The organism is Microbacterium sp. AG238 (assembly GCF_003610405.1).
In the GTDB taxonomy this organism is placed as follows: domain Bacteria; phylum Actinomycetota; class Actinomycetes; order Actinomycetales; family Microbacteriaceae; genus Microbacterium.
Genome location: NZ_RAQC01000001.1, coordinates 1,842,878 through 1,861,336, shown reverse-complemented (window position 1 = coordinate 1,861,336; position 18,459 = coordinate 1,842,878). Strand labels below are relative to the sequence as shown.

Sequence of the window (18,459 nt, the reverse complement as noted above, 5' to 3'; positions counted from 1 at the left end):
CTGGTTGACCCGCGGCCTGCCGTAACTCCTCAAGAACACGTCCAGCTCGGACGTCGCAGCCGACGTCAGGCTGGAGACGGCCCGAAATCGAGGAGTTGCGGCGGGCCGCGCCCCGCTGCGGGCTAGTCCGCGACGCGGGCGGCGATGTCGGTGCGGTGGTGCGAGCCCTCGAGCGTGATCTCGGACAGTGCGCGGTAGGCGCGGTCTCGGGCCTCGGCGAAGTCGGTGCCGACCGCGACGACGTTCAGCACCCGCCCGCCGGTGGCGACGAGCCCGTCGATCGTCTCGGCGGTCGCAGCGTGAGCGAGGTGCACGCCCTCGACGGATGCTGCGGCGTCGAGCCCCGCGAGAGGCCGCCCGGTGACGGGCTGCTCGGGGTAGCCCTCGCTCGCGAGCACGACGGTGACGGCGGTGTCGGTCGAGAACGTCGGGTCAGGCTCGGACTCGAGTCGACCGCTCGCGGCGGCCATCAGCAGCTCCGACAGCGATGACGTCAGCCGGGCGAGCACGACCTGCGTCTCGGGGTCGCCGAAGCGCGCGTTGAACTCGATGACCTTGATTCCCGCGTCGGTGAGGATGAGGCCCGCGTAGAGGAGGCCGATGAAGGGGGTGCCCTCGGCGTCGAGGTGGCGGATGACGGGCTCGGCCACGTCGCGCGTGACCTCGGCGACGAACTCCGCCTCGCTGCCGAACCGGTCGGCGAGCCACGGCAGCGGCGAGTAGGCGCCCATGCCGCCGGTGTTCGGGCCGGCGTCGCCGTCGTAGGCGCGCTTGTAGTCCTGCGCGGGGCTGAGGGCGCGCACGGTGTCGCCGTCCGAGACGAAGAAGAGCGAGACCTCGGGGCCGGCGAGGAACTCCTCGATCAGCACCGGGCCGCCGGGCAGATACGTGTCGGCGTGGGCGAGCGCTGCCTCGCGGTCGTCGGTGACGATGACGCCCTTACCGGCTGCCAGGCCGTCGGCCTTGACCACGTGGGGTGCGCCGAGCTCGTCGAGCGCGGACTCGACCTCGGCTCGGCTGCGTGCCCGAACCGCGCGACCGGTCGGCACTCCGGCCTCGTCCATGACCCGCTTGGCGAAGGCCTTCGACCCTTCGAGCTGGGCAGCGACCTTGCCGGGGCCGAAGACCGGGATGCCGCGCTCGCGCAGCGCGTCGGCGACGCCGGCGATGAGCGGCGCCTCGGGGCCGACGACGACGAGGTCGACGTTCGCGCTGCCCGCGAACTCGGTCACCGCGACCGGGTCGTTCTGATCGAGACCCGCGATGATCTGGGCATCGCGGGCGATGCCGGCGTTGCCGGGGGCCGCGAGCAGTTCGTGGCCGGCGCCCTCCGCGGCGAGAGCGAGGATGATGGCGTGCTCGCGCGCGCCCGAGCCGAGGACCAGGATCTTCACCCGGCCAGCCTACCGACCGGGCTAGCGTGGAACCCATGGCCCGCAGCATCCTCACCGCCGATGGCCGTGCCGCGCTCGCCGCGGTCGCGGCCGCCGACTCCGCGGGCGAGAAGCCCGCTCGCCCCGACCTGGCGACGGCTGTGCGCTACCTGCTGCAGCTGCTCGTCGAGAAGGCGCCCGGCAACTCCGTCGAGATGCGCGTTCCGCCGTTCGGCGCCGTTCAGGTCGTCGAGGGTCCGCGTCATACCCGCGGCACGCCGCCCAACGTCGTCGAGACCGACGCGGCCACCTGGATCGCGCTGGCGCTGGGCGAGCTGGCGTGGGCGGATGCCGCGGCCGCGGGTCGGCTGCGCGCCTCGGGCACGCGCGCCGATCTCGACGCGCTGCTTCCGCTTCGGCCCTGACGTCGACTCCGATAAGGTTAGGCAAGCCTGACCTTACTTCTGGAGTCTGCTGTGCGCTCTTTCCTTCTGACTGGGGCGTCCCTGGGGACGCTCGCCGCCGCGTCGATCGTCCTCGGCGCCGCCGCACCCGCCTTCGCGATCGGCGATGTCACGTCCATGCGCTCCGAGCGCCCCGCCGCATCCGCCTCGCCATCCGGCTGCACCATCACCGACGCGACCGTCACGTGGGGCTTCAAGGAGTCGTTCCGGTCGTACATCTCCGGTTCCATCGCCAAGGGCGCCTGGGAGCCGTTCGGCGGCGTCGGCTACGAGACGCCCGCGTTCACGTGGAGCGGCGGCACGGGCAGTTACGACCCCGAGGCCGGCGCCGGCACGATCTCGTTCCCCGGCGGCATCCGCTTCACCGGCCATGGCGGACTCCTCGATTCGACGGTGCAGAACGCCGTGCTCGACCTCGCGCCGGCATCGGGCCGGGTCGTCGTCGACCTCGCCGGGGTGTCGATGGAGAGCGCGCTGGCCGGAGACGACACCGTCGTCACCACCCCTCAGGTGCCGCTCGTGACCGTCGACCTCGCGGGTCTCGAGAGCACGGTGGCGGGCGATGTCCTCACTCTCGCCGCGACCGATGCCGCCACCGCGATCACCGAGGAGGGGTACGCCGCCTTCGGCAACTACGAGACCGGAACCGCCTTCGACCCGCTCTCGTTCACCGCCAGCGGGGTGTGTGCGACCCCGACGCCGACCGCCGAGCCCGCGCCCGTCGTCGAGGCGTCACCCGCCGCGGATGCCGCAGAATCCGGCGATGGCGAGAACGGATCGGGCAGCGCGCTCCCCGTCGCGCTCTCCGCCGCCATCGGTGGCGCGCTCGTCGCGACGATCGGCGGGACGACGGCCGCGGTCGTCGTCTCGCGCCGCAAGCGCCGTGAGGCGCCCGCCGATGGCGCCGACGACGGGTCCGCCGCGTGAGGATGCGACGGCTCGCTGTCGCAGCGCTCGCCGCGGCCGCCCTCTCGCTGACCGCCTGCATGCCGGCGGCGACCTCAGGTGCCGAGGCTGGTGTCGAGGTCGCGATCGACCGGCCCCCGCTGAGCGAGCTCACGCCGGTGAGTGATCCGCGCTCGCTCGAGGGGCCGTCGACAGCCGTCCTCGCCGACGCCGAGGTCGACCCCGTCGGCGCGGATCCCGTGCAGAGCCTGCCGGTCACCGTGACCTCGCACGACCTCACGGGCGACGTCGAGGTGACGGTGACGGACGCCTCGCGCATCATCGCGATGGACCTCTCCGGGTCGCTGGCGGCGACCGTGTGGGGCCTGGGGCTCGGTGGCGACCTCGTCGGCCGCGACGTCTCGACGACCTTTCCCGGCGCGGCCGACCTTCCGGTGGTCACCGGCAGCGGCCACACGGTCAACGCCGAGTCGATCATCGGCCTCGCGCCGACCCTCGTCATCACCGACGGCAGCATCGGGCCGGTCGACGTCGTGCAGCAGCTGCGGGACGTCGGCATCACGGTGGTCTTCGTCGAGCGCTCCGCGTCGTTCGAGGGCGCCGCCGATCTCGCGCGATCGGTGGGTGAGGTGCTCGGTGTCGTCGAGGCGGGGGATCGGCTGGCTCAGCGCATCGCGGATGACGTCGATGCGACGCGGGCGCAGATCGCCGCGCTCGCGCCGGAGGCAGCCGACGACCGTCTGCGCATGGTCTTCCTCTACCTGCGCGGGTCGGCGGGGGTCTACTACCTGTTCGGGTCGGAGTCTGGTGCCGACCAGCTCATCACCGCGCTCGGTGGGGTCGACGTCGCCGGTGAGCTCGGCTGGAGCGGGATGCAGCCCCTCACGGACGAAGCGATGGTGGCCGCCGACCCCGACCTCATCCTCGTGATGACCGGCGGCCTGGAATCGGTCGGGGGCGTCGACGGCCTGCTCGCCGACAAGCCCGCGATCGCGCTCACCGCGGCCGGTCAGCACCGCCGCTTCGTCGACATGGCCGACGGGCAGATCCTGTCGTTCGGACCGCGCAGCGCGGGGGTGCTCGACGCGCTGGCGCGGGCCGTCTACGCCCCGGCTCCGGCCTCATGACCTCGGTTGCCGCGAGGCGCCGTGTCGTCATCGTCGCCGGCGTGACCGTGACCCTGCTGGCGGTGGGTGTCGTGCTCTCCGCCGGGCTCGGCCAGCTGCCCATCGGACCCGCCGAGGTCATCGGCTCCCTGCTGCGGTCGGTCGGCGTCCCCCTTCCGTGGGCACCGACCGAGCCGCTGATCGAGCAGACGCTGTGGCAGATCCGGTTCCCGCGCGTCGCGATGTCGTTGCTGGTCGGTGCCCTGCTCGCGGTCGCCGGCGCCGTCATGCAGGCGATCTTCGCCAACCCGCTCGCCGAGCCAGGCGTCGTCGGCGTCTCGTCGGGCGCAGCCGTGGGGGCCGCCGCCGCCATCACGCTCGGCCTGTCGTTCCTCGGTCCCTGGTCGATCGCCGTCTGCGCCTTCACGGGCGGACTCATCGCCACCCTGGTCGTCTACGCCGCCGCGCGCGCCCAGGGCCGCACCGAGTCGATCACGCTCATCCTCACGGGCATCGCTGTCAACGCGTTCGCGGGAGCCGGGCTGGCGCTGCTGATGTTCGTCGGCGACACGGCCTCTCGCGAGCAGATCGTCTTCTGGCAGCTCGGCTCGATGAACGGCTCGCGCTGGACCGAGGTCGCTGTGGTCGCGCTCGTCGGGGCACTCGGCACGGCGGCATCCCTCGCTCTCGCGCGTCGCTACGACCTCTTGGCGCTCGGCGATCGCACAGCCGTGCATCTCGGCGTGCGCGTCGAGGCACTCCGGATCGGGTCGATCGTCCTCGTCGCCCTGCTCACGGGGGTCGCCGTCGCGTTCGTCGGCATCATCGCCTTCGTCGGACTCGTGGTCCCCCACATCGTCCGCATGCTGCTCGGGCCCGCCCATCGCCCGCTCATCGTTCTCTCGGCCCTTGGCGGCGCGGTTGTGCTCGTCTTCGCCGACCTCCTGGCGCGGACGGTGGTGGTCTCGGCCGACCTGCCGATCGGCATCCTGACGTCGCTCGTGGGCGGCCCGTTCTTCTTCTGGCTCATCCGCCGCACGCGGCGCACCGCCGGGGGCTGGTCGTGACGGGCGTCGCGGTCGAGGTGCAGCACGCGAGCCTGCGGCTGGGAGATGCGACGATCCTCGACGACGTGACGATGGATGTCGGCTACGGCCGGCTGCTCGCGCTGGTCGGGCCCAACGGTGCCGGCAAGTCGAGCCTGCTGTCGCTGCTGACGGGGGATCGCGCGCCCTCCTCCGGTGCCGTGCGTCTCGACGGGCGTCCGGTGGGCGACTGGTCCGCCCGCGAGCTGGCGCGGCGACGCTCGGTGCTGCTGCAGTCGAACCAGGTCGCCTTCTCGTTCTCGGCGGGCCAGGTCGTCGCGATGGGGCGGACCCCCTGGATCGGCACGCAGCACGCGGACGACGATGACGCGCGCATCGCCGAAGCGGTGGACCGCGCGGACGTCGCGCACCTGGTCCATCGCGCCTACCCGTCGCTCTCCGGCGGTGAGAAGGCGCGCGTGTCGCTCGCTCGGGTTCTCGCACAGGACACCCCCGTCGTGCTGCTCGACGAGCCGACCGCGGCCCTGGATCTCCGGCACCAGGAGGACGTCCTCCGTGTCGCACGCGGGCTCGCCCGCGAGGGGCGAGCCGTGGTCGTCGTGCTGCACGACCTGTCGCTCGCCGCGGCCTACGCGGATGAGGTCGCGATGATCGACGGCGGCCGGCTCGTCGCCCGCGGTGATGCCCGCGCCGTGCTGACCGCCGAGCGGGTCGCGACGGTTTACGGCACGCCGGTCCGGGTGCTCGACGACCCCGACACCGGACGTCCGGTCATCCTCCCGCGCCGTCACGCCGACCTCTGACTGTCAGCATCTTCACAAAAACTGATTAGGTAAGGCTAAGCTAACTCGCGTCGCGTGCCCGACGCGCGAGCTTCACCCGCATCGAGATTCGGAGGGTTCCCATGATGAGAACCAGGAGGGCGGCGCTGCAGCGTCCGCTCGCAAGCGTGCTGACCGGCGCGCTCATAGCCATGGCCGCCGTCGTCGGCGTCGCCGCCCCGGCATCCGCCGCCGGGCCCACCCTGACGACGTCGACCACCGTCGTGGCGAACGAGAGGATCACGGTCGCCATCGCCGGCACCGGCTTCGAGGTCGCCCCGCAGTACCCCGGCCAGCCGAGCCGGCACGCCTACGTCGCGCTCGTCGAGAAGGGCGACCTGACGGTCGACCAGTCGAGCACGCCCAACGCCTCGCTCGACGTCTCCGCCGCGGGCGAGATCAGCGGAAGCCTCGAGCAGGTCGCAGCGGAACTCGACCGCACGAAGGCTTACGAGATCATCTCGTGGCCGTCGCGCTCGTTCCCCACCGAGGCGAACCTCCTCGCTCGCGCCGACGTCTTGATCGACTGGGCCGCGCTGTTCCCCGCCGTCGTCGAAGCGACCACGACGACACTGTCCGCCTCGCCCGACGGCACGGCCGTCGAAGGCGCGGACGTCACGCTGACGGCGACCGTCTCGCCCGCGGCATCCGGGTCGGTCTCGTTCACCGCCGGCGACGCATCGCTCGGTTCGGCTCCGGTCGACGGCGGCGTCGCGAGCATCGTCGCCTCGTCGCTGGCCGTCGGCACGCACAGCATCGCGGCCGCGTTCACCCCGGCCGACGCTACGGCCTACTCCGCCTCGACGGCACCGGCGCTGAGCTACGCAGTCACCGCGACGGCGACCGAGCCCGAGACCCCGGTGCGGGTCCCCACCCTCACGCTGTCGACGTCGACGGGGCTCGACCCCGCAGGCGAGGAGATCACCGTCACGGGCACGGGCTACGACCCCGCCCAGCCGATCTACCTCACGACGTGCACCGACCGGCCGCTCTCGGAGGTCGACTTCGCCTTCATCTCGGCGGGCTGCACCGCCGGCGCCAAGCTCGTCACCTCGACGCCTCGCACCGACACGATGGTGAAGTTCGCGGCCGACGGCTCGTTCGAGACGACGCTGCGGGTCGCGCCGAAGGGCGACACCACGGCGGTCTACACGATCGCCGACCACACCGGCATGACCAACCGATCGCAGGACGCGAAGGCGGTGGTGTCGTTCGCGACCGCCCCGGCCGAGCCGCTCCCCGCGCCGACGCTCACGGTCACCCCGAACACGGATGTCGACCCGAGCGGTGCCACGCTGACCGTCGAGGGACGCAACTACCGCCAGAGTGAGGTCGGTGCCGGATTCGCGCTGCGCTTCGGCTGGGTCGCCGAGACGTGGAAGCCCACCGACGGGGCAGCGGATGCGGCGCGTCCGTCGATCTCGTACGTCCGGGTCTCCGACGCGCCGACCGGCGGCACCAACCTCCAGTGGAGCGAGAACGCCGACGGCACGGTCGACTTCTCGTGGAGTGTCGAGGTCGACCAGAAGTCCGCGAACGACAAGCGCCCCGGCGATGACTACCGACTCGGCGTGTTCACCTTCGGCAACAAGGTGTCGCAGGGCCTGCAGCCCGACAACGAGATCTTCGTCCCCGTGACGTGGGCCGAGGTCGCACCCCAGCCCGAGCCGACGAAGAGCCCGAGAATCACGGTGACCCCGAACGCGGACCTCGACCCGGCCGTGTCCAACACGCTCACGGTCTCGGGCACCGGTTTCGTCGGCGACAGCGCCGCCAACGGCGCGTACGTCGTCTTCGGCGAGAAGTCGCTCTGGGCAGGCGCGGGACCGCTGCCCGCTGAGGGCTGGGTGCAGCTGGCCTGGGTGCGCCCGGGCTCGATCGTGGGTGGCGCGTTCACCGTCGAGCTGACGGTGCCCGCGGGCTCGCTCGACCCGACGAAGAGCTACCACGTCGCGACCTCCGCAGCGCACGCGCTGTCGATCACCGACCGGACGCTCGACACCTTCGCCGACGTCACCGTCGCTCAGCCGACGGCCCCGTTCGTCGCGTTCGCGGGCTCGGCGACGGTCGCCCAGGGCGGAGTGCTCGAATTCACCGGCGGCGGCTTCGCGCCCGGTGACGTCGTCACGGCCGTCGCGCACTCCGAGCCGGTCATGATCGGCACGGCGACGGCGGATGCCGGCGGACGCGTGTCGTTCTCGTGGGCGGTCCCGGCCGGATTCGCGACGGGCGACCACACGCTCGAGCTCAGCGTCGGCGGCGCCGTCGCGGCATCCGCGCCCTTCCGGGTCACGGCTGCCGCCGTCGCCGCAGCCGTCGAGTCGCCCGCCGAACCGTCGTGCGTCGCACGGTCGGTCTCGGGCGCGACGATCGAGTGGGGTGTGAAGGAGTCGTATCGCTCGTACATCACCGGCCCGATCGCCAAGGGCGAGATCTCGGGCGGCTGGGGCAGCGGTTCGGGTGCGTACAGCCCCGAGAACGACCGCGGTCGCGTCAGCTTCGGCGGATCGGTGCACTACACCGGGCACAGCGGCCTGCTCGACATGACCCTCTCGAACCCGCGGGTGCAGATCACCGGCGCGAACACGGCCTCGCTGGTCGTGAACGTGCAGTCGAAGGGCTACAACGGCTCGCCCGACGTGAACGCGAACGGCGTCGTCTTCGCGACGCTCTCGCTTCCCGCCGCCACGACGACGGCGAATCGGATCAGCTGGACGGGTGCATCGGCCACGCTGACGGCTGCCGGGGCCGAGGCCTTCGCGGGCTTCTACTCGGCCGGCGAAGCACTCGATTCCGTGAACATCACGTTCCCGCTCGGGGCCGAGGTGCCGTGCGACGCCTCGACCGACGCGACCCTCGCCGCGACCGGTGGACAGGCTCCCGTCGACACCCTGTGGCTGGGTGCCGGGATGCTGCTGATCGGCGCGCTCGCCGTGTCGTTCACGCGTCGCCGTCGTAGCGCGCTCTGACGATGCCCTGAGCCCTCTCGTCGCACCGCCCGGGCATGGCTCGGGCGGTGCGACAATGGACTCATGGCTGAGGAGATCACCGAACGGGTCGAGTCGGCGCGCGTGCGTCGCGTGCCCAAGTACAGCGTGTTCCTCCTGCTCGGCGTCGCTGCGGGCATCATCGTCGCGCTGGCTCTGACGTTCGGCATCCCCGATGAGGGAGTCAGCACCAACACCGGCCTGCAGTACTCCGGGGGTCAGGTCTTCGGGTTCATCGCGCTCGGCGCCATCCCGATCTGCATGGCGATTGCGGGCGTCATCGCCCTCGTGCTCGACCGCGCTGCGCGTCGCCGCACGCGCGAGGTGCGCATCCTGCACGAGCGCGTGCGCACCCTCGACGACGCCTGACCTCGGCTCGGCCCGCCCGGTGTTCGGGCTTCGGGCGCACTTTCGCGCTTCGGCCGCAGTTCGAACTGCGCCTCATCCACGCAAGTGCGCCTCACGCGCCGGCGCGGGCGCGGCGGGCGGCGGGGGATGCCGCGGGTCAGGCGATCTCGGCGATGATCGGAGCGATCGCCGCGTCGAAGGCCACGACGTCGCTGCGCAGCCCGTCGGTGACCGCGATCGTCAGTGCGCCGATCCACCACACGCCACGCTGGCTCAGGGGAAGCACCTGCACGTTCAGCTCGAACGAGTGCGCCCGCCGGCCGATGCGGCGCTCGTGCTGGGCGAGCGCCCCGGCGTAGGCGCGGTAGGCCACGGCGCCGGCACCCGACGAACGCGCCGTGTACCGCGCGTGCACGTCTCGCGCGAACGCGACCGCCTCGGCGGCGTGCGGGCGCATCTCGAGCTCGAGCCGCTCGAATCCCACCGTGGGCAACGCGACGAGCGTGTCGAACCCGTCGACCAGGTCGAGCGGCACGGGCGAGGTGTGCGCGAGCGGCTCGACCGTCATCTCCCAGTACGCCCGCCACTGCCGTTCGAGCTCGGCTTGCGTCTCAGGGTCGCGTTCGATCGGGGCTGCATCGACACCGCGCAGGTGCGGCAGCTCGTCGGGAGTGCGGATACCGAGCACCTGACGCAGGTACAGCGCGACGACGACCGAGGGCGCAGCATCCTCCCGCACCACCCACTCGGGAGTCTTGGCCGCACTCATGGCGCCAGTTTAGAGCGGGGGTGGCCGGGTGTGGCCGGTGCCGAGGCGACGACCCCCGGCACCGGCCGAGGCGTCACTCGAACTCGACCGACGCGTGCTCGTTGTTCAGCACGATGACCGGGGTGATGGGGGAGTAGCCCGCCCCGCGGATCACGCCGGTGTCGATGCGCAGCAGTGGGTGTCCCGCGTGTACTCCTTCGCCCTGCTGCACGAGCGCCTGGAAGCCGCGGCCCTTGAGGTCGACGGTGTCGATGCCCACGTGGATCAGCAGCTCGGTGCCGTCGTCGAGGGTCATCCCCACGGCGTGACCGGTCGGGAACACCGTGGTCACGGTGCCGTCGGCGGGCGCGACGACGGTGTCTCCGGTCGGATCGATCGCGAGGCCGGGCCCCATCGTCCCCTGCGAGAACATCGGGTCGGGAACCTCCGCGAGCGGCACGACCCTGCCGGCGATGGGCTGGCGCAGCCGCACGACCGCGGGAGCGGTGGTGGTCACCGTGCCCGCGCTCTGAGGCGCGGAGGATGCCGCGGGCGGCTCGACCTCGCGGCCGGCGAGTACGTCGTCCATCGCGTCCTTCACGAACTGCACGTTCAGCCCGTAGACCACCTGTACCGACTTGGCTCCGGAGATCATGGTTCCCGCGGCGCCGGCGCGCTTGAGTGCATCGCTGTCGACGCGCGACGTGTCGGCGACCTCGAGCCGCAGGCGGGTGGCGCAGTTGTCGAGCTGGACGATGTTGTCCTTGCCGCCGAGGCCCGCGATCATCTTCTCCGCGGTCGGGCCGTAGCCCGCGTCGCGGCCCGAGGTTGCGGCATCCGCGTCGAGCGCGTCGTCGTCTTCGCGCCCCGGCGTCTTGAGGCGGAACTTCAGGATGAGGAAGCGGAACACGGCGAAGTAGATCACGAACCAGAACACGCCCATCACGGGGATCATCCAGGGGTTCTGCGCCAGCGGGTTGAACCACCCCAAGACGAGATCGATGAAGCCCGCCGAGAACCCGAAGCCCATGCGGGTGGGGAGGAGAGCTGCGATGAAGACCGAGATGCCGGTGAAGACGGCGTGGACGAGGTAGAGCCACGGCGCCAGGAACATGAAGGAGAACTCGAGCGGCTCGGTGATCCCGACGAAGAACGCGGCGACGGCCGACGAGAGCAGGATGCCGGCGACGACCTTCTTGCGCTTGTCCTTCGCGGTCACGTACATCGCCAGGGCGGCGCCCGGCAGGCCGAACATCATGATCGGGAAGAATCCGGTCATGTACTGGCCGGTCACCCCGTAGACGCCGTCGCCGTTCGCGCCGCCGAGGAAGTTGTTGAGGTCGTTGATGCCGGCGACATCGAACCAGAACACCGAGTTGAGGGCGTGATGGAGCCCGAACGGGATGAGCAGGCGGTTGAGGAACCCGTAAAGGCCGGCGCCGACGGGGCCGAGGGTGGCGATCCACTCACCGAAGGTCACCAGGCCGCCGTACACGAAGGGCCAGACGAACAGCAGCACGACGGCGACGACGAGGGAGATGCCTGCCGTGACGATCGCGACGGAGCGCTTGCCGGAGAAGAACGAGAGGGCGTCCGGCAGCTTGACGTCCTTGAAGCGGTTGTACGCCCAGGCGCCGATGAGGCCGCAGATGATCCCGACGAAGACGTTCTTGATGTTGGTGAACGCGGGATCGACCTCGGCGACATCCTCGATGCCGAAGAACTGAGCGACGGTGGCGGGCGCGAGGAGTGTCGTGACGGTGAGCCACGAAACGAGGCCGGCGAGGGCCGAGGTGCCGTCGGACTTGTTGGCCATGCCGATCGAGATGCCGATGGCGAAGAGAAGCGCCATGTTGTCGAGGACCGCACCGCCCGCTGCGAGGAGGAACGTCGAGGCGATGTTCTCGCCGGCGGCGGCGGCGATCCAGTTGCCGATGCCCATGAGGATGGCAGCGACGGGAAGCACGGCGACCGGCAGCATGATCGACCGGCCGAGTCGTTGGAAGAATTTCACGGGTCACTCCGATGTGCGCGAGGGGACGGGGTTCTGTCAGTATTGGTTAAGAACGTTTCCGAATTATTTCTCGGGAACTGTACTCGATCGGGGAACGCATGACTACGACGTCAACGGAAGGCGCTGCCTCGCGGAGGACGCGCGGACGCCGCATCCGTCCCGAAGATGCGCGCAGCAACAACCGCCGCCTCGTCCTGCAGGCGCTCCATCGTGAGGACGGTCTGTCGCGCGCCGACATCGCACGCGCCACCGGACTGTCGCGCGTGACGATCTCCGATCTGGTCGGCGAGCTGGTGGACGAGCAGCTCGTCGTCGAGAGCGGCCCTGGCCACCGGTCGGGTCCGGGCGCGCCCTCTCGGGCTCTCGCGCTGTCACGGTCGTCGCGCAACGTCGTCGCCGTGTCGATATCGAGCGGCGACACGATCGAGGGCGCCGTCGTCGACCTCGGTGGTGCCGTGATCGCCCGCGAGGTCGTCGAGCGGGGTGGGGCGACCGGGCCGGAGGCGCTCGAGGTGCTCGGCGACCTCATCGATCGGCTCGTGCGCTCCGCGGAGGCTCCGATCCTCGGAATCGGCGTCTCGACGCCGGGCGTCGTCGACGGCGCCGGCGTGGTGCGCGAGTCGTCGCACCTCGACTGGCACGATGTCGCCCTCCGCGGCATCCTGTTCGACCGAACCGGTCTGCCGGTCTCGGTCACCAACGGCCTCAACGCCGCCGGTATGGGAGAGCTGAGCTTCGGAAAGGTCGACCACGATCTGCTGCTGGTGCGGATCGGCGCGGGCGTCGGAGCCGCGGTCATCATCAACGGCGCGGTCGTCCACGGTCGCAACTGGGCGGCGGGCGAGATCGGCCACGTCGTCGTGACCGCGGGCGAGGGCCCCGTCTGCGCGTGCGGGCGTACCGGATGCCTCGAGGCCTGGCTCTCTGTGCCGAAGCTCGAGGCGCGGCTCGCCGGAGCGCCCGACGAGATCGCCGCGTCAGACATTCGCCGCGAGACGGGACGATGCCTGGGCATCGCGCTGTCACCGCTGGTCGCGACGCTCGGACTGACGGATGTCGTGCTGAGCGGGCCGGCCGAGCTGATCGAGGGAGAGCTCATCGAGGCGGCGCGCGAAGCCATCGCGGTCCGCGTGCTGCCGATCCTCTTCGACGATCTGACCGTGCGCCTCGCCGAGACCCACGGCGACCTCCGGCTACGGGGAGCGGCGGCCCTCGTGCTGTCGGAGACCCTGGGCCTCACCTGATCCACGCCGCGTCATCCGTCGTCCAGACCACACTCGAAAGCCAGACCGCACTCGAAAGCCAGACCGCACTCGAAAGCCAGACCGCACTCGAAAGAAGGAAGAGCCATGGCCGAAGTCGTCATCGTCCCGAGCGAGCAGGAGGCGGGCCGACTCGTCGGTGACGCGATCGTGGACCTCATCCGTCACCGTCCCGACGCCGTGCTCGGGCTGGCGACCGGGTCAACCCCGCTCGCGGTCTACAAGCATCTCGCCGGACGCGTCCGCGGTGAGAACATCGACGTGTCGAGCGTGCGCGGATTCGCCCTCGACGAGTACGTCGGACTGCCCGCCGGTCACCCGGAGAGCTACCGAAGCGTCATCGAGCGCGAGGTCGTCGAGCCGGTCGGCTTCGACCCGGCGCGCATCGAGGTGCCGCACGGCGACCTCGACGGCATCGAGACGGCCGGTGAGCAGTACGAGGCCGCGATCCGCGCGGCGGGCGGGGTCGATCTGCAGATCCTCGGCATCGGCCGCACCGGGCACATCGGGTTCAACGAGCCGGGCAGCTCGCTCGCCTCGCTGACGCGCGTCAAGACGCTCACGGAGGAGACGCGGGCCGACAACGCCCGCTTCTTCGACTCGCCCGATGACGTCCCGATGCACTGCATCACCCAGGGCATCGGCACCATCCTGCGCGCCCGCCACCTCGTGCTGCTGGCCTTCGGCGAAGCCAAGGCGGATGCCGTCGCCGCGGCCGTCGAAGGCCCGGTCAGCACCTCGGCACCGGGGTCGGCCGTGCAGCTGCATCCGCATGTCACGGTCGTCGTCGACGAGGCCGCCGCGAGCGCGCTCGCCCAGACGCGGTACTACCGCCACGCGTGGGCGAACAAGCCCGCCTGGCAGGGCTTCTGACCCGGGGTCTCTGTCGACCCGCGCCCCGCGGCGCGCACCGATCGATAAGCCCGGCTTTTGTGCCGCGAACAGGCTGGGCGGTGCGACCCCGCCCTCCAGGTGGGGTTCGACGCGGCTGAGCCTGTTTGCGGCACGCGCTCGAGCTTCCCGCGGATCCCGACCGTCGCGGCTGACCGCCCCGATCAGCGCGCCCACCCGCCGACCCGCCGATCCGCCGACCCGAGCCCCACCGGTAGGAGCGCTCTTGTGCCGCGAACAGGCTGGGCGGAGGAGGGACGACCGCGACTGGCGGTTCGGCGCGGCCGAGCCTGTTTGCGGCACGCCTCGGCACGCCTCGGCACGCCTGGGCACGCCTGGACGCGGGACGGGCGGCGGGGGAGAGGCGTCGGTGGGCCGCTGGCGTGTGGTTCGGTATAAGCCCTGGTCCGCCCCGCTTGCTGTTCCGCGAACAGGCTGGGCTGTGTCGCCGCGCCTTGCTGGCGACCGTTGATCCAGCTGAGCCTGTTTACGGCACGGTCCGCGGGCTCCCCCGCCCCCGCCCCACCGCGCGTCCCGTCCGCCCCACCCCGCCCCACCCGCCCCGCGCCCCGCTCGGCCCCACCGCGCGGCCCGCCCGCCGCGACCGCGTACCGGCTGATTCGGGCCTCGCGAGACACGCCCGGCGCTCGGGCGCTCCGCGGGCCGGTACTCTGGATGCCGTGGCCTCGAGTCCCACTGATCCCTATACCCAAGCCGGCGTCGACACCGCGGCGGGAGACCTCGCCGTCGAACTGATGAAGTCGGCGGTCCGGCGAACCCACGGCGACGAAGTCCTCGGGGGTGTCGGCGGCTTCGCCGGCCTCTTCGATGCGAGCGCGCTGCTCGGCTACACGAAGCCGCTGCTGGCGACCTCGACCGACGGCGTCGGCACGAAGGTCGCGATAGCGCAGGCCATCGACAAGCACGACACGATCGGGCAGGACCTGGTCGGCATGGTCGTCGACGACATCGTCGTGGTCGGTGCGAAGCCGCTCTTCATGACCGACTACATCGCATGCGGCAAGGTCGTGCCCGAGCGCATCGCCGACATCGTGCGCGGCATCGCCGACGGCTGCTCGGCCACCGGCACGGCCCTGGTCGGCGGTGAGACGGCCGAGCACCCCGGCCTGCTGGGCGTGAACGACTACGACGTCGCGGGTGCCGCGACCGGTGTCGTCGAGTCGGCGCAGGTGCTGGGCGCCGACCGGGTCCGGGACGGCGACGTCGTGCTCGCGCTCGCCTCGAGCGGTCCGCATTCCAACGGTTACTCGCTCATCCGCCACATCATCACGGGCGCGGGGATCGGCTACGGCGACCAGGCCGCCGACTTCGGCCGCACGTGGGGCGAGCAGCTGCTCGAGCCCACGCGCCTGTACACATCGCCGCTGCTGCGCCTGATCGCCGAGCTCGGCGACGGCATCCACTCCCTCAGCCACGTCACAGGCGGTGGCATCGCGGCGAACCTCGCGCGCGTCCTGCCGAAGGACACCTGGGTCGACGTCGATCGCGCCACCTGGTCGCCTTCTCCGGTCTTCCGTGTGCTCGCCGACCTCGGCGGTCTCGAGATCGAGCGCACCGAGGGCACCTGGAACCTCGGCATCGGCTTCTTCGCCGTCGTGTCGCCGGCCGCAGCGGATGCCGCCATCGCGGCGCTTCGCGCGGACGGCATCGACAGCTGGCAGGTCGGTGTCGTCTCGACCGGTCCACGACCGGCGGGCGATTACGAACAGGGCGCCAAGGGCGTCGACGGCGGAGCCGTGCGTCTCGTCGGCGGTTACCGCGAATCAGGAGCGAACTGACCCCCTATGTGCGGAATCGTCGGAATCGTCGGGCAGTCGCCGGCGAACCAGGAGATCTACGACGCCCTCCTGCTGCTGCAGCACCGCGGCCAGGACTCGACGGGAATCGCGACCGCTGAGGACAGCGGCGTCTTCCACATCTTCAAGGCCAACGGCCAGGTCCGCGAGGCGGTCCGTACGCGCGACATGCGTTCGCTGCTCGGCAACATCGGGCTCGGTCACGTGCGCTACGCCACGAAGGGCACCGCGTCGAGCGAAGAAGAGGCTCAGCCCTTCTACGTCAACGCACCGTATGGCATCGTGCTCGTGCACAACGGCAACCTGACGAACACCCGCGAGCTGACCGACGAGCTGTTCAGCAAGGACCGCCGCCACCTCAACACCAGCTCCGACACCGAGCTGCTGGTCAACGTGCTCGCCAACGAGCTGCAGACCACGATCTCGGGTCTCGACCTCGACCCCGATCAGGTGTTCCAGGCCGTCGAGCGCGTGCACGAGCGCGTCGAGGGCTCGTACGCCGCCATCGCGCTGATCGCCGGTCACGGCCTGCTCGCTTTCCGCGACCCGTTCGGCATCCGTCCCCTCATCCTCGGTACGCGCCGGGCTGAGAACGGCCGCGACGAGTGGACGGTCGCCTCCGAGTCGCTCGTGCTCGAGAACGGCGGCTTCGAGGTCGTGCGCGACGTCGAGCCCGGCGAAGCCGTCTTCATCGACGCCGACGGCACCCTGCACACGCGCCAGTGCGCGCAGCAGACGCAGCTCGCGCCGTGCTCGTTCGAGTACGTGTACCTCGCTCGTCCCGACTCGATCATGAACGGCATCTCGGTGTACGAGGCTCGCCTGCGCATGGGTGAGCGTCTCGCCGACACGATCGCCAAGTACACGCCCCAGGGTGCGATCGACGTCGTGATGCCGATCCCCGACTCGTCGCGTCCGGCGGCCATGCAGGTCGCGCGCAAGCTCGGCATCGAGTACCGCGAGGGCTTCTACAAGAACCGCTACGTCGGCCGCACGTTCATCATGCCCGGCCAGGCTGTGCGCAAGAAGAGCGTGCGCCAGAAGCTCAACGCGATGTCGAGCGAGTTCAAGGGCAAGAACGTGCTCCTCATCGACGACTCGATCGTGCGTGGCACGACGTCGAAGGAGATCATCCAGATGGCTCGGGATGCCGGGGCCAAGAGCGTGACGTTCGCGTCGGCCGCGCCGCCGGTGCGCTACCCGCACGTGTACGGCATCAACATGCCCTCGCGTCATGAGCTGATCGCGCACGACCGGACGATCCCCGAGATCGCCGAGGAACTCGGCTGCGATTACCTCGTGTACCAGGAGATCGACGACCTCAAGGCAGCGATCGTCGAGGGCACGGAGATCGTCGACCTCGACATGAGCTGCTTCGACGGCCGCTACGTCACCGGAACCGTGAGCGACGAGTATCTGAACTGGGTCGAGGGCACCCAGCAGTCGTGACGTCACTCTGGCGCGGACGCGTCCTCGCTTTCCTCGGCGTCATCCTCGTCGCCTTCTCGCTGCGCTCTGCCGTCGCGTCACTGTCGCCGATCCTCACCGAGATCGACGCGGACCTCGGCGTGCCGTCGTGGGTGGCCGGGCTCATCGGGGCGGCGCCGCCGGTGTGCTTCGCGGTGTTCGGCGTCGTCACCCCTATTCTCGAGCGTCGGTTCGGCCTGCAGCGGCTCGCGGTCGCGGCGATGGTCGTCGCCGCAGCGGCCCTCCTCGGCCGTGCGCTGGCACCGGATGCCGGCACCCTGTTGATCGCCACGACCGTCCTGTTCGCCGCCATCAGCACCGGGAACGTCGTGCTGCCGCCGCTGATCAAGACGTACTTCCCCGACCGCGTCGGGACCATGACGGCGGTCTACTCGACGATGCTCGCCGTCGCCGCGTTCGTGCCCCCGCTCGTCGCGGTGCCGATCGCCGACACGGCGGGTTGGCGGTTCTCGCTCGGCCTGTGGTCGGTCTTCGCGGTGCTGGCGGTCGTTCCCTGGCTCGTGACGCTCCGCCGGTCGCGCATCGCCGCAGCGGCCGCGGATGCCGCGGTGCCTCCCCCTCCGTCTCCGAACGTGCTCGGCCGGCTGGTGCGGCTGCCGATGGCGTGGGCGATCGCGATCACGTTCGCGGTGTCGGCATCCAGCGTCTACGCGTCGTTCGCGTGGCTGCCGATCATCCTCGTCGACCTCGCGGGTGTGTCGCACGCCGCCGCCGGGTCGCTCCTCGCGCTCTTCGGCGCCATGGGGCTGCCGTGGTCGATCCTCGTGCCGCTGGTCATCACGCGCTGGCAGCGGCTCGGCGCGATCTACGCGATCGCGGCGTCGGCCGGGCTCGTCGCCGTCGCAGGACTGCTCATCGCTCCGGGGTCAGCCGTCGTGCTGTGGGTCGTGCTGCTGGGCACGCCTCAGATGCTGTTTCCGGCGGCGCTGGTGTTCATCCAGCGCAAGACGAGGACCCACGAGGGCACGGTCGCCCTCAGCGGATTTGCCCAGAGCGTCGGCTATGCCGTGGCCGCCGTGTTCCCCATCTCGTTCGCGCTGCTGCACGAAGCGACGGGCGACTGGACGGCCCCGCTCATCATGGTCGGTGTGCTGATGCTCGCGGCGATCCCTGCGGGGATCGTCGTCACACGTCCCCACACGATCGAGGACGAGTGGGAGCAGCGCCACGGCGCATGGTGATGAGCCC

General features: G+C 70.9%; 15 protein-coding genes. 12 read left to right on the top strand and 3 right to left on the bottom strand.

Annotated elements, in window-relative coordinates; translation table 11 throughout:
* Window positions 1-122 precede the first annotated feature (122 nt).
* On the bottom strand, window positions 123-1,394 hold the full coding sequence (gene purD / locus DEU36_RS08665; protein WP_120263796.1) for a phosphoribosylamine--glycine ligase: 1,272 nt from the start codon (window positions 1,392-1,394) through the stop codon (window positions 123-125).
* A 35-nt stretch (window positions 1,395-1,429) separates the two neighbouring features.
* Here purD and DEU36_RS08660 point away from each other — a divergent pair, with 35 nt between their 5' ends.
* From DEU36_RS08660 to DEU36_RS08630, 7 genes are all read left to right on the top strand, one after another.
* Window positions 1,430-1,798, top strand: coding sequence for a sterol carrier family protein (locus DEU36_RS08660; protein ID WP_120263795.1), 369 nt, complete (start codon window positions 1,430-1,432; stop codon window positions 1,796-1,798).
* A gap of 51 nt (window positions 1,799-1,849) precedes the next feature.
* Window positions 1,850-2,764, top strand: coding sequence for an HtaA domain-containing protein (locus DEU36_RS08655; protein WP_120263794.1), 915 nt, complete (start codon window positions 1,850-1,852; stop codon window positions 2,762-2,764).
* Between the two features lie 2 nt (window positions 2,765-2,766).
* Window positions 2,767-3,870 carry a hemin ABC transporter substrate-binding protein gene (locus tag DEU36_RS08650; RefSeq protein ID WP_259455350.1) on the top strand — a complete coding sequence of 368 codons (1,104 nt, stop codon included), beginning with the start codon at window positions 2,767-2,769 and terminating at the stop codon, window positions 3,868-3,870.
* Window positions 3,867-4,916, top strand: coding sequence for an iron ABC transporter permease (locus tag DEU36_RS08645; protein WP_120263793.1), 1,050 nt, complete (start codon window positions 3,867-3,869; stop codon window positions 4,914-4,916). The genes DEU36_RS08650 and DEU36_RS08645 overlap by 4 nt, the downstream gene beginning before the upstream one ends.
* Window positions 4,913-5,698: a heme ABC transporter ATP-binding protein gene (locus DEU36_RS08640; protein WP_120263792.1), complete on the top strand. Its 786-nt coding sequence runs from the start codon at window positions 4,913-4,915 to the stop codon at window positions 5,696-5,698. The genes DEU36_RS08645 and DEU36_RS08640 overlap by 4 nt, the downstream gene beginning before the upstream one ends.
* 104 nt (window positions 5,699-5,802) lie before the next feature.
* The gene (locus tag DEU36_RS08635) at window positions 5,803-8,685 is read left to right on the top strand and encodes an HtaA domain-containing protein (protein WP_183045324.1); all 2,883 of its coding nucleotides are present in this window, start codon (window positions 5,803-5,805) and stop codon (window positions 8,683-8,685) included.
* A 63-nt stretch (window positions 8,686-8,748) separates the two neighbouring features.
* Complete coding sequence (locus tag DEU36_RS08630) at window positions 8,749-9,072, top strand: potassium transporter Trk (RefSeq protein ID WP_120263790.1); 324 nt, start codon at window positions 8,749-8,751, stop codon at window positions 9,070-9,072.
* A gap of 136 nt (window positions 9,073-9,208) precedes the next feature.
* On the opposite strand, the gene DEU36_RS08625 is transcribed toward DEU36_RS08630, so the two are convergent.
* Together DEU36_RS08625 and nagE are read right to left on the bottom strand one after the other, a co-directional pair.
* The gene (locus DEU36_RS08625) at window positions 9,209-9,820 is read right to left on the bottom strand and encodes a zinc-binding alcohol dehydrogenase (protein WP_120263789.1); all 612 of its coding nucleotides are present in this window, start codon (window positions 9,818-9,820) and stop codon (window positions 9,209-9,211) included.
* A 73-nt stretch (window positions 9,821-9,893) separates the two neighbouring features.
* Window positions 9,894-11,813 (bottom strand): N-acetylglucosamine-specific PTS transporter subunit IIBC, encoded by a 1,920-nt coding sequence (nagE, locus tag DEU36_RS08620; protein ID WP_120263788.1) that lies wholly within the window; start codon window positions 11,811-11,813, stop codon window positions 9,894-9,896.
* Between the two features lie 98 nt (window positions 11,814-11,911).
* Between nagE and DEU36_RS08615 the strand changes: the two genes are divergently transcribed.
* The 5 genes from DEU36_RS08615 to DEU36_RS08595 all read left to right on the top strand — a co-directional run bounded on the left by DEU36_RS08615 (window position 11,912) and on the right by DEU36_RS08595 (window position 18,452).
* Entirely contained in the window at window positions 11,912-13,057 is a 1,146-nt protein-coding gene (locus DEU36_RS08615) for an ROK family transcriptional regulator (protein ID WP_120263787.1), read from the top strand.
* Between the two features lie 105 nt (window positions 13,058-13,162).
* The gene (nagB, locus tag DEU36_RS08610; protein ID WP_120263786.1) at window positions 13,163-13,948 is read left to right on the top strand and encodes a glucosamine-6-phosphate deaminase; all 786 of its coding nucleotides are present in this window, start codon (window positions 13,163-13,165) and stop codon (window positions 13,946-13,948) included.
* A 698-nt stretch (window positions 13,949-14,646) separates the two neighbouring features.
* Window positions 14,647-15,765, top strand: a complete 1,119-nt coding sequence (purM, locus tag DEU36_RS08605; protein ID WP_120263785.1) for a phosphoribosylformylglycinamidine cyclo-ligase — start codon at window positions 14,647-14,649, stop codon at window positions 15,763-15,765.
* A gap of 6 nt (window positions 15,766-15,771) precedes the next feature.
* On the top strand, window positions 15,772-17,232 hold the full coding sequence (gene purF, locus DEU36_RS08600; RefSeq protein WP_120263784.1) for an amidophosphoribosyltransferase: 1,461 nt from the start codon (window positions 15,772-15,774) through the stop codon (window positions 17,230-17,232).
* Entirely contained in the window at window positions 17,229-18,452 is a 1,224-nt protein-coding gene (locus DEU36_RS08595; RefSeq protein ID WP_120263783.1) for a CynX/NimT family MFS transporter, read from the top strand. Before purF ends, DEU36_RS08595 begins: the two co-directional genes overlap by 4 nt.
* Window positions 18,453-18,459 lie beyond the last annotated feature (7 nt).

Coding starts and splice junctions, on each gene's coding strand:
- DEU36_RS08660 (WP_120263795.1), top strand. CDS start 1,430: ATGGCCCGCAGCATCCTCACCGCCGATGGCCGTGCCGCGCTCGCCGCG.
- DEU36_RS08650 (WP_259455350.1), top strand. CDS start 2,767: ATGCGACGGCTCGCTGTCGCAGCGCTCGCCGCGGCCGCCCTCTCGCTG.
- DEU36_RS08645 (WP_120263793.1), top strand. CDS start 3,867: ATGACCTCGGTTGCCGCGAGGCGCCGTGTCGTCATCGTCGCCGGCGTG.
- DEU36_RS08635 (WP_183045324.1), top strand. CDS start 5,803: ATGAGAACCAGGAGGGCGGCGCTGCAGCGTCCGCTCGCAAGCGTGCTG.
- DEU36_RS08630 (WP_120263790.1), top strand. CDS start 8,749: ATGGCTGAGGAGATCACCGAACGGGTCGAGTCGGCGCGCGTGCGTCGC.
- DEU36_RS08625 (WP_120263789.1), bottom strand. CDS start 9,820: ATGAGTGCGGCCAAGACTCCCGAGTGGGTGGTGCGGGAGGATGCTGCG.
- DEU36_RS08615 (WP_120263787.1), top strand. CDS start 11,912: ATGACTACGACGTCAACGGAAGGCGCTGCCTCGCGGAGGACGCGCGGA.
- nagB (WP_120263786.1), top strand. CDS start 13,163: ATGGCCGAAGTCGTCATCGTCCCGAGCGAGCAGGAGGCGGGCCGACTC.
- purF (WP_120263784.1), top strand. CDS start 15,772: ATGTGCGGAATCGTCGGAATCGTCGGGCAGTCGCCGGCGAACCAGGAG.